Below are 10,799 nucleotides of genomic sequence, written 5' to 3' on the forward strand. Positions count from 1 at the left end.
GCTTGAGCATGAGCGGCATTTCCATGGATGAGGCGCTGGATCGCGCCGGGACCGGAGCATTCCAGCGCCGCCTGATCGGCATCTTCGGCCTCGTGTGGACGGCGGATGCAATGCAGGTGCTTGCCGTCGGTTTCACGGCGGCGTCGATCGCCGCCACCTTCGGACTGACCATTCCGCAAGCCCTGCAGACCGGCACGCTGTTCTTTCTCGGGATGCTTATCGGCGCGGTGGCCTTCGGCCGGCTTGCGGACAAGGTAGGGCGCCGGCAAGTGCTGATCGTAACCGTTGCCTGCGATGCGCTCTTCGGCACGCTTTCAATTTTCGCACCGGACTTTACCAGCCTCCTTGTCTTGCGCTTCCTGACGGGTGTTGCGGTTGGCGGTACGCTGCCGGTTGACTACGCGATGATGGCGGAGTTCCTGCCGGCCAAGAGCCGCGGCCGCTGGCTGGTGGCTCTGGAAGGCTTCTGGGCGATCGGAACGTTGATCGTCGCACTGGCTGCCTGGGCTGCCAGTGTTGCGGGAGTGGCAGACCCTTGGCGGTACATTTTCGCAGTGACCGCATTGCCGGCGCTGCTGGGGTTGACGCTGCGCTTCTTCGTTCCTGAATCTCCGCTCTACCTGCTGCGGAGCGGCCGGGCGGGCGAGGCCAAAGCGATCGTCAACAAGATGCTGGCGCTGCATGGCAAGACGGCGCTGTTGCCCAGCGACGAAATCGTCGCGGCTCCGCAGGTGTCGGAGGGGATATTCTCCGAGCCGCTTCGTCGCCGCAGTCTGCTTATTCTGACGATCTGGTTCCTCGTCTCCATTTCCTACTACGGCGTCTTCACATGGATGCCGGCGAAACTGGCGGGAGATGGGTTCGGCTTCGTGCGCGGATACGGTTTCCTGGTGTTCGTGGCCCTTGCCCAGCTGCCGGGTTATGCGCTCGCCGCCTATGGCGTCGAGGCCTGGGGTCGCAGGCCGACGTTGATCGGCTTTTGCTTGTTATCTGCGCTCGGGTGCCTGCTCTTCGTTGTTTCACCAAGTGATATGCTGGTCGGTGCCTCGCTGCTGGTCATGAGCTTTGCGCTCCTCGGTACGTGGGGCGCGCTTTACGCCTACACTCCTGAGCTCTATCCCACCGCCTCCCGGGCCACCGGTATGGGTTCCGCGGGCGCGATGGCGCGGCTCGGCGGCTTGCTTGCGCCATCGCTGATGGCGTTCGTTGTGTCGGGTGGGCTTGGCTTGGCGATCGGCCTCTTCGCTGGTCTCCTTGTGATCGCGGCCGTTGCCGCAATGGCGATCGATGCCGAGACACGCCAAGTGGCGCTCGGCTGAACGGGGATCATCATCCCTGACCCCCATTTCAAGCGTTGGTTATCACAGCACTGTCATGCGTGATCCCTAGACTTTAGAAGCGCTCTAAAGCGGACTTTTGACGTCAATATTGATGGGAGCAGTTCGATGACCGAACATTTTTCGCAAAAGGAAATCTTTCCGACCAGCCAGCTCGAGGATGCGGACGGCGAAGGACATAACCGCAGCAACAATCCAACGATGGGGGAAATCATCGGGCGGCGTTTCTCGCGTCGCGGTTTCCTGCAGGGGTCGCTTGCTGTCTCAGCCATTGCCGCGACTGTGAGCCCGATCGCACTGTTGAGCGCGGAAAACGCTCGTGCCGCAAGCGGTTCGGCCTTCTCCTTCACTGAAGTCGAGGCTGGCGTCGATGCCAATCACCATGTCGCTGAAGGATACAACGCCGATATCCTGCTGCGCTGGGGTGACGCGCTCTTCGCGGATTCGCCGGTATTCGATCCGACGCAGCAGTCGGCCGAGGCTCAGAGGAGGCAATTCGGCTACAACAACGACTATGTCGGTTATATCCCGATCGACGGTTCGTCAGAGCACGGCCTCCTCGTCGTCAATCACGAGTACACAAACCCGCACCTGATGTTCCCGGGCCTCGTTACGATCGCTGAAGGAAAGATCAAGCAGGCGCCGCTTTCAAAGGAGCAGGTCGATATCGAGATGGCTGCCCATGGCGGCACGATCATCGAGATCCGCAAGGTAGACGGCAAGTGGCAGGTCGTACCGGATGGTAAGTACAATCGTCGGGTAACCTCGACGACCGAGATGGAACTGACCGGCCCCGTGGCAGGCAATGAGCGCGTCAAGACATCTGCGGACGCGACCGGCACGAAGGTCATCGGCACGTTCAACAACTGCGCGGGCGGTGTCACTCCCTGGGGCACCTACATCATGGCCGAGGAGAACTTCCATGGCTATTTCTCCGGCGAACTGCCTGCCGATCACAAGGAGGCGGCAAACTACAAGCGCTACGGCGTGCCGGAAGGAGCCTATGAGTGGGCGAACTTCTACGATCGCTTCGATATCGCCAAGGAGCCGAACGAACCCAACCGCTTCGGCTGGATCGTCGAGGTCGATGTCTTCGATCCGACTTCAATCCCGAAGAAGCGGAGTGCACTTGGCCGCACGAAGCACGAAGGTGCTGCCTCGATCGTCGACAAGGATGGTCGCGTCGTTTTCTACCTCGGCGACGATGAACGCTTCGACTATGTCTACAAGTTCGTGACGGCGGGCACCTACAATGCCAACGATCGCACTGCGAATATGAGCCTGCTCGACGAGGGGACGCTCTATGTCGCCAAGTTTGCCGAGGATGGCACACTGCAGTGGTTGCCAGTTGTCCACGGCCAAGGCCCACTGACGGCTGAGAACGGCTTTGTGAGCCAGGCGGATGTCTTGATCGAGACGCGCCGTGCGGCCGACCTGCTCGGCGCGACGAAGATGGACCGCCCAGAGGACATTGAGCCCAATGCCGTCAATGGCAAGGTCTATGTGATGCTGACCAACAACACGAAGCGCAAGGCCGATCAGGTGGACGCGGCCAATCCGCGTGCCGATAACGCCTTCGGCCACATCATCGAGATCACCGAGGATGGCGGTGCCTTCGGAGCGACTTCGGGTAAGTGGGAGGTGCTGTTGAAGTGTGGCGATCCTGCCGTAGCCGATGTCGGTGCGTCCTTCTCGACCGAGACGACGAAGAATGGCTGGTTTGGCATGCCCGATAACTGTTCCATCGATGCTGCCGGTCGCCTCTGGGTGGCGACCGACGGCAACAGCAACAAGGCGACGGGCCGCACCGACGGCCTCTGGGCCGTCGATACGGAAGGCGAGGCGCGCGCGACGTCCAAGCTTTTCTATCGTGTACCTGTCGGTGCGGAGCTCTGTGGCCCGCTCTTCCTGCCTGATGACCAGACGGCTTTCGTTGCCGTGCAGCACCCCGGCGACGGTGGCGACGACTGGTCCGGCCATGGCCGTCCGTCGTACTACGAGGATCTTTCCACCCGTTGGCCGGATTTCAAGGACGACATGCCGGTTCGTCCGGCTGTTGTCGCGATCACCAGGATCGGCGGCGGCAAGATCGCCGTCTGACGGTGAGCGAACTCTGCTTCGCCGTCCTCGGGCGGCGAAGTATCGAATTAAAGAGGCTTGCGGAGGAATGTGCGTGTGCGGCCTTTGGGAAACTCCGGCAACTCGCCGAATATCTCGTAGCCCTGCCGCTGATAGGCTCTGAGTGCCTGCGGATTGAACGTGTCGATCCAAGCGCCGTGGCAACCGCGTGCCGCGGCCTCTTCCTCAGCCAAAGCGAGGATCTTGCCCGCGATGCCCTTGCCGCGCTCACGATCGGGAACATACAACAACTGGGTAAAGAGCCAGCCCCAGGCCGTATAACCGTGGAGGCCGCCGGTGACGTTTCCGTCGGTATCCCTGATGAGAACAGCCAGGGGCTGTCGCTGGGAAGGGCCGACGTCATGGAGATTGAAAGCCGAGAGCGCGTCGCCGATCATCGCGAGGTCATCGGCAGAGGGTGAGCCGGTTACCTCGAATTCGGCCATGCCACTAACGTCCCTCTCGCCACCACATCGCGCCAAAGGCAAGCAGCAGGATGCCGACACCGGCGAAGCCGGCAAACAGCGGCAGCGTGTTTATCCCTTTCAGCACCGTCTCATTGGTGAGGTGGATCTGCATTCGATCGTCGTCGGAAACGCGGATCTGGCCGCGAACCGGCAGGATCGGCGGAATGCTGATGGCGCCACTGCTATCGGAAACGCGGGTGACAATGCCTCTTGTCTTCTCGGAGATCGGTTTCAATGCGTCGGTTGTCGAGATCATTGCCTTGAACTCGGGAGCATCGACTGCGCCGACATGCACGAGCGTCATCATGTCACCGTTGCGGATCTCGAAGAGGCCGATCTCATCCATCTTCTTTTCGGCCTTGAAGAGACCGGGCTCGGCTTGCGTCAGGGGCAGGGTTTCCGTCTTGCCCGAGGGGTAGCGAACTGTCGCGGTGCCGGGATCAGCGCCGATGGTCTGACGGGTGATTTCCAGTGTCCGACCAGCCGCGCGCGCCGTCAGCGCCTCTTCCTCGAGTGCCGGCTCCTTCATCAGCCAATGGGCGACGCGTCGGTAGAGCGACACATGCGGGCCGCCCCCCTCGAAGCCGCGAGCCCACAGCCAGCCCTGGTCAGAGAGCAGCATCGCGACGCGCCCCTGTCCGGCACGATTGAGAACGAGCAGCGGATGATTGTCGGCGCCGACCATCACTGTCTGGCCCTGTGGCGGATCGACGTCGACGCTGCGGAACCAGCGGCCCCAATGCGGCGGTTCATCGGCGGACCCGTCGAGGCCGCGCGTGACAGGGTGCTTGCGGCCTTCCTCTGACAGCCGGGGATAGAAAGCCTTGTCGATCATCTGACCGGTCGGGGCGGCGGGCAATACGGATGACAGGGGTGTCAACGCAATCGAGTCCTGACCGGCATGCTCGGGGCCGGCGGCGATCAGCAGTGCACCGCCGTTTTCGACGTATTGGGCGATGTAGTCATAATAGAGGATCGGCAGCACGCCGCGATGCTGGTAGCGGTCGAAGATGATCAGGTCGAAGTCCTTGATCTTGTCGACGAACAGCTCGCGGGTCGGAAAGGCGATCAGCGACAGTTCGTTGATCGGCGTGCCATCCTGCTTTTCGGGTGGGCGCAAGATCGTGAAATGGACAAGATCAACCGACGCGTCCGACTTCAGGAGGTTGCGCCAGGCACGCTCCCCGGCGTGTGGTTCGCCAGAAACGAGCAGGACTCGAAGGTTCTCACGAATGCCATCGATCAAGTGGACCGCGCGATTGTTTGCCTCAGTCACTTCGCCGGGAAGACCGGCTACCGAAAATTCGAGAACGTTGCTGCCGCCACGCTCGACCTTGAACGAAAATGGTGTATCGCGGCCTGGCGTGGCCTGCAGCGTCGCAATCTCATTGCCGTTGAGCTTTACAGTGACGTTTGCCGTGCCGCCGGGGCTCGGACCATCGTCAAAGACGCGCAACATCAGCTGCTGCTCCTCGTTGACGATACCGAAACGCGGCGCCTTGACGACTTCGATGCGGCGATCGAATTCGTTGGCCTTGCCGGTGATCAGGCCATGGATCGGCGCGTCGAAGCCAAGCGCCTGATTGACGCCGGGAACATCATGAACCTGGCCGTCGGTCAACATGATCGCGCCGCCGATGCGGGCGGGCGGCACATCCGCGACGGCGGCGGAGAGTGCATTGAACAGGCGGGTGGAGGGCGCGTCGGAATCTTCGGGCTCCGTCGCGTCGACATAGCGCGGTTCGACATTGGGGAACCGGGCAAGTCGATCCTTCAGCTGCGCCAAGGCGTCGTCGGTCAACTTGATGCGTTCAGGCGTCTGCTGGCTCTGGCTGCGATCCACGATCACGGGCACGACGGTCGACAGTTGTTCGCGATCTTCCTGCAGCAAGAGCGGGTTGGCGAGTGCAGCAAGCAAGGCAAGTGCCGCAACCGAGCGGATCCAGGCACCCCGCACGCGCCGCCAGATGGCGAAGGCAGCGGTCAGGAGCACGATGAGCGCCAGCCCCGCCAGGAGCGGCCAAGGGATGAAAGGCGAAAAATCAATCGTCATGTCACTGCCCCAACCGTTCCAGGAGAGCTGGGACATGGACCTGATCGGTCTTGTAGTTGCCGGTCAGCATGTACATCATGATATTGACGCCGCTGCGGTAGGCATATTCGCGCTGCATTTCATCGGGCGGAACCGTCGGTAACATGGGGACGCCGTTGTCATCCACGGCCCAGGCGCCGGCAAAGTCGTTGCCGGTGATGAGGATGGGCGAGACACCATCAGCCGTCGACGCCGACTTTGCGTTCTCGGGCCGGCTTTCCTGGCGCGCCTCGATCCAGAGCGGGCTGCCGGTATAGCGACCGGGGAAGCTCGACAGCAGGTAGAATGATTTGGTCAGCACGTGGTCCGATGGAACGGGTTCCAGCGGCGGAATGTCGAGGTTGGCAAGGATCTGTTGCAGCCGCTCACCGTTGGCGCTGACCGAGCCGCCGTTGTTGTCGAGTGCGCTGAACTGGTCGCGTGTGTCGAACAGCACCGTTCCGCCAGCGCGCATATAGGCGTCGATCTTGTTGATCGCTGCTGTCGAAGGCATGGGCGCCGTCGCCGAGATCGGCCAATAGATGATCGGATAGAAGGCGAGTTCATCCTTCTTGAGATCAAGGCCAACCGGCGGCGAAGGCTCCAGCGTGGTGCGGAAGGTCAGGAATTCCGTCAGGCCCTCGAGGCCACGCTCGGAAATCCGGTCGACGTCCTGTTCACCCGTGACGACGTAGGCGAGATGCGTATTGTCGAGCCGCTGGAAGATCTGTTCGTCGCCGGGCTTGCCATCATCCGCATGCGATTGTCCCGGTTGCGCCAGGAAAGTCGCGCTGACCGCAACGGCCACAAGCGCTGCCGTGCGCGCCGCGGGACGGAGCCGCGAGAAAGCGCCGCTCATGAACATCACGATCAGGCTGTCCGCGAGCAGGAGCAGGAATGCGATCAGGAATAGCGCAGGCTTGGCCGACCATGTCTCGCCGCCGATCAGTCCCTCGCGGACGACGGTAAGGCCCGATGCATCGAGCGGCTTCAGTTCGGCGTTCTTCGGCAGCACGTTCAGGGCAGTAAATCCTTCCTCGGATCCGTAGAGGCCGGGCGGGTTATCGAAGTTGGCAAGCGGTGTAATCTTCGCATTCGGAATCAAAGGGCGTGCGGTGCCGGTCTCGGTCGTCAGCGCCCCCTTGGCGGTCAATAGGCGGAAGGGCGGCAATGCTTCGGCGGTCGAAGCGCCGTTGGCTTGCGCGTCCACGCCGCCCGAGCGCGACAACTGGACGAGGCGGCGCAGCATCTCGACGAAATTGCCTGATATCGGAAGATCGGACCACGTGGCCTCGGCGCTCACGTGGAAGAGGACGATCCGGCCGGCGTTCATCGGCTTGGTGGTCACCAGCGGCGTGCCGTCGGCAAGGCTTGCCCAGGTACGCTCTGCCAGATCGGGTGTCGGTTCGGCCAGAACCTGACGCTTGACCGTTACATCGGTTGGCTTCGGCATTCCGGCGAACGGGCCGAAGGTGGGAAACTCAGCCAGCGGCTGCGGCTCGGCCCATGACAGCGCGCCACCAAGCGCGCGTTCGCCCTGGCGCAATGTGACCGGAACCAGCGGATCCTCTGCGGGGGCGGCGGCAAGGCGCGGTCCGGCGAAACGGACCAGCGTGCCACCGTTTGCAATCCAGCGCTGCAGCGGCTCGTAGGTTTCCTGGGGAAGGCGCCCGATGTCGGCCATGATGATGACTGACGGATTCTGGGTCAGGAGATCCGGGATCGAGGTCGCAAGGTCGGGCGTGTTCGGTTCGATCAGGTCGGCGTAGGGCTGCAGGGCGCGCTGGATATAATAGAGCGGCGATAGCAGCGGCTGGAACGTATCGCCGACTTCACCTGACAGCAGGACGACGCGGCGACGCTTGAACCCGTCGTCGAGCAAATGCACGGCGCCCGCGGTGGCATGGTTGTCGATGCTGAGGCGTGCGAAATCATTGCGCATTTCAAACGGGGCGGTGATCGATCCGGTCGCAACGCTCTGACCAGGCTGGAAGTCGATAGCGCCGGCCGCTATTGCGCGGCCCTGGGTATCTTGCGCCGTGACAGGCAGGGAGGCGGCGCTGGCGCTGTCGAGGCGGGTGGCCGTTACCGTCATCGCGTCGGCTGCGTTGTTGGCTGACGTGATGGCGACCGTCTCGACCGCGTCGCCGGAAACCAACCGCAATTGGGCAGGCGAGAGATCGGAGAGTTGGCGGATCGTTGCGTCGCTGTCGCTTGTGGCGGCACCATCGGTGAGGAAGGCGAGGGTGCCCGGACGGACCCCGTTCAAGGCGGCGCGCAGCGCTTCAAAGGCGCGCTGGCGGTCGGGCACAAGCGGCTTCGGCTCGGCTGCGCGCAGCTTGTCGCGGGCTGCGGACGCCGTTCCTGGTATCGCGTCGTTGGTCGGATCGGCGGTAAAGGCAATGGCAACAGGCGTTCCGGCGGCTTCCGCATCGTCGATCAGCGCATCCGCGGTCTTGACGCGGAGATCCCAATCCGGCGACGTAGCCCAGCCGTTGTCGACAAAAAGCACGAGCGGACCGCCAGAAGCGATTGAATTCGTACGCGGATTGAAGACCGGATCGGCGATCGCCAGGATGACGGCTGCGGCAAGCAGCATGCGCAGCAACGTCAACCACCAAGGGCTTTGGGCCGGTGTTTCCTCGCGCTTCAGAACCGTGGCGAGAATCTTCAGCGGCGGGAAAACTTCTGTTTTCGGGCGCGGTGGGGTCAGTCGCAGCAGCCACCAGATGATCGGCAACGCCAGAAGCGCGCCGAGGATTGCCGGATATGCAAAAGCAAATGGAAGGGCGCTCATGACTGCCCTCCATTCGTTGCCTTCGCCGGCATGCCCGAAAGATACATGTGGACTGCAATCAGCGCTTCGGAGGCCAGATGGTCAGTCCGGTGGCTGACAAAGGTCCAACCCATGTGCCGGAGTGCCTGGCTGAGATCTTTCCTGCGATCGAGGTAGGCGCGGGTGTACGCTTCCTGCACGTGTTCGGCGCGGCCGGACGTCAGCTTGGAGCCGGTCTCGGGATCGGTAAATTCGGTGCGGCCGCTATAGGGGAACAGTTCTTCGGCCGGATCCGCGACCTCGATCACGTGGCCACGCAGGCCGCGTCGCGCCAGGGGGGCTATGCGAGCCATGACCGAGCGGGCATCGTCGAGAAAGTCGCCGATCAACACCAGTTCGCTCCAGCCGCGGATCATTCCGGTGTCGGGAAGGCCACCGCTCAGCGGCGCGTGCATCAGCGCCGTTGCAAGCCGTTCCGCTGCATTGCGCGCGGCGATCGGTTCCATCACGCCCGGACATCCGATGCGTTCGCCGGAGCGGGCAAGAATCTCGGCGAGTGCCAACAGGATGACGAGAGCCCGGCCTTCCTTCGACGCATTTCCGAAGGTGGACTTATACATCATCGAAGGTGACATGTCGGCCCAGAGCCAGATCGTGTGAGCTGCCTCCCACTCGCGGTCCCTTATATAGGTATGGTCGTCGCGGGCAGACCGGCGCCAGTCGATGCGCGACAGGCTTTCACCCTCGGTATAGGGGCGGAATTGCCAGAAGTTTTCGCCGATGCCGCGTTTGCGGCGGCCATGCCAGCCGGCGATCACGGTGTTGGCGATCCGCTTGGCTTCGACCAGACAATCCGGCACCAGGCTTGCCCGCTGCCTTGCGCGGGCGAGGGCATCGTTGCCCGGAGTCGGATTGACGATCTGTCCGATGGGTGCCACGCGGCTGCTTCCTTATCCCTTGCTCTGCTTGACCAGCCCGGCGATGACGTCACGAACCGTCATTCCTTCCGCACGTGCGGCGAATGCTAGCGCCATACGATGCTGCAGCACAGGTTCGGCAAGAGCGTGGACGTCGTCGATGGATGGCGCGAGGCGGCCTTCGTAGAGAGCGCGGGCGCGGGCGCAGAGCATCATCGCCTGGCCGGCGCGAGGGCCGGGACCCCAGGCGACATTCTTGTCGGTGGAAGCATTGCCCTGGCCTGGGCGGGCGGATCGCACAAGCGCGAGGATGGCGTCGACGACCTTGTCGCTCACCGGCATCTGGCGGATGAGCGTCTGGATCTCGACCAGCCGCTCGGCATTCAAGACCGCCTGTGGTTTGGTTTCGCTAAGTCCGGTGGTCTCGAGCAGGATCTGTCGTTCAGCGGCAAGCTCTGGATAGTGGACATCGACCTGGAGAAGGAAGCGGTCCAACTGCGCCTCGGGAAGCGGATAGGTGCCTTCCTGCTCCAGCGGGTTCTGGGTGGCAAGGACATGGAACGGAGCCGGCAGGTCGTAGCGGTGGCCTGCGACCGTGATGTGGTACTCCTGCATGGATTGCAGCAGAGCCGACTGTGTGCGCGGCGACGCGCGGTTGATTTCGTCGGCCATCAGAAGCTGGGCGAAGACCGGGCCCTTGACGAAGCGGAAAGAGCGGCGACCGCTTTCATCCTGGTCCATTACTTCCGAGCCCAGGATATCCGAGGGCATGAGGTCGGGCGTGAACTGAATGCGGTTGGAGGCAAGCCCAAGCACTTCGCCGAGCGTCGTGACGAGCTTGGTCTTGGCGAGACCCGGAACCCCGACGAGCAAGGCATGACCACCGGAGAGAACAGCCAGCAGCGTATTTTCCACGACGCTTTCCTGGCCGAAAATCACCTTCGAGACTTCGCCCCGGACAACGGCGATATCTGCGAGAGCCTTCTCGGCAGCGGCGACGATCGCCTTTTCATCAAGCGGGGCTTCAGTCTTCATCATACCCATCAGGCATCTCCAGCGGCTGATATCATTCGTCGCGAATCGGCAGACTTACACGCAAGCCTCTAACCCGAT

7 protein-coding genes are annotated in these 10,799 nt (G+C 62.6%); 2 read left to right on the forward strand and 5 right to left on the reverse strand.

Annotated features, from left to right (window positions below; all coding sequences use genetic code 11):
• Positions 1-8 precede the first annotated feature (8 nt).
• Together JNB88_RS16785 and JNB88_RS16790 are read left to right on the forward strand one after the other, a co-directional pair.
• Positions 9-1,319, forward strand: a complete 1,311-nt coding sequence (locus JNB88_RS16785; protein ID WP_220356432.1) for an MFS transporter — start codon at positions 9-11, stop codon at positions 1,317-1,319.
• A 126-nt stretch (positions 1,320-1,445) separates the two neighbouring features.
• Positions 1,446-3,437, forward strand: coding sequence for a PhoX family protein (locus JNB88_RS16790; protein ID WP_220356433.1), 1,992 nt, complete (start codon positions 1,446-1,448; stop codon positions 3,435-3,437).
• Between the two features lie 47 nt (positions 3,438-3,484).
• Here the strand turns inward: JNB88_RS16790 and JNB88_RS16795 are convergent, their stop codons facing one another.
• The 5 genes from JNB88_RS16795 to JNB88_RS16815 are packed head-to-tail and all read right to left on the reverse strand — an operon-like array spanning position 3,485 to position 10,730.
• Positions 3,485-3,901: a GNAT family N-acetyltransferase gene (locus JNB88_RS16795; RefSeq protein WP_220356434.1), complete on the reverse strand. Its 417-nt coding sequence runs from the start codon at positions 3,899-3,901 to the stop codon at positions 3,485-3,487.
• Between the two features lie 4 nt (positions 3,902-3,905).
• Positions 3,906-5,975: a hypothetical protein gene (locus tag JNB88_RS16800; protein WP_220356435.1), complete on the reverse strand. Its 2,070-nt coding sequence runs from the start codon at positions 5,973-5,975 to the stop codon at positions 3,906-3,908.
• Between the two features lies 1 nt (position 5,976).
• On the reverse strand, positions 5,977-8,790 hold the full coding sequence (locus tag JNB88_RS16805; protein WP_220356436.1) for a DUF4159 domain-containing protein: 2,814 nt from the start codon (positions 8,788-8,790) through the stop codon (positions 5,977-5,979).
• Positions 8,787-9,707 carry a DUF58 domain-containing protein gene (locus JNB88_RS16810; RefSeq protein WP_220356437.1) on the reverse strand — a complete coding sequence of 307 codons (921 nt, stop codon included), beginning with the start codon at positions 9,705-9,707 and terminating at the stop codon, positions 8,787-8,789. Before JNB88_RS16810 ends, JNB88_RS16805 begins: the two co-directional genes overlap by 4 nt.
• Before the next feature lie 12 nt (positions 9,708-9,719).
• On the reverse strand, positions 9,720-10,730 hold the full coding sequence (locus JNB88_RS16815) for an AAA family ATPase (protein ID WP_037132690.1): 1,011 nt from the start codon (positions 10,728-10,730) through the stop codon (positions 9,720-9,722).
• Between the last annotated feature and the right edge of the window lie 69 nt (positions 10,731-10,799).

Origin of the sequence: Rhizobium cauense (genome assembly GCF_019511525.1) — a bacterium.
In the GTDB taxonomy this organism is placed as follows: Bacteria; Pseudomonadota; Alphaproteobacteria; order Rhizobiales; family Rhizobiaceae; genus Rhizobium; species Rhizobium cauense.

What these genes read in the sequence shown, in the direction of transcription:
- JNB88_RS16785 (WP_220356432.1), top strand. Translation starts at nt 9, where the DNA reads ATGAGCGGCATTTCCATGGATGAGGCGCTGGATCGCGCCGGGACCGGA.
- JNB88_RS16790 (WP_220356433.1), top strand. Translation starts at nt 1,446, where the DNA reads ATGACCGAACATTTTTCGCAAAAGGAAATCTTTCCGACCAGCCAGCTC.
- JNB88_RS16795 (WP_220356434.1), bottom strand. Translation starts at nt 3,901, where the DNA reads ATGGCCGAATTCGAGGTAACCGGCTCACCCTCTGCCGATGACCTCGCG.
- JNB88_RS16800 (WP_220356435.1), bottom strand. Translation starts at nt 5,975, where the DNA reads ATGACGATTGATTTTTCGCCTTTCATCCCTTGGCCGCTCCTGGCGGGG.
- JNB88_RS16805 (WP_220356436.1), bottom strand. Translation starts at nt 8,790, where the DNA reads ATGAGCGCCCTTCCATTTGCTTTTGCATATCCGGCAATCCTCGGCGCG.
- JNB88_RS16815 (WP_037132690.1), bottom strand. Translation starts at nt 10,730, where the DNA reads ATGGGTATGATGAAGACTGAAGCCCCGCTTGATGAAAAGGCGATCGTC.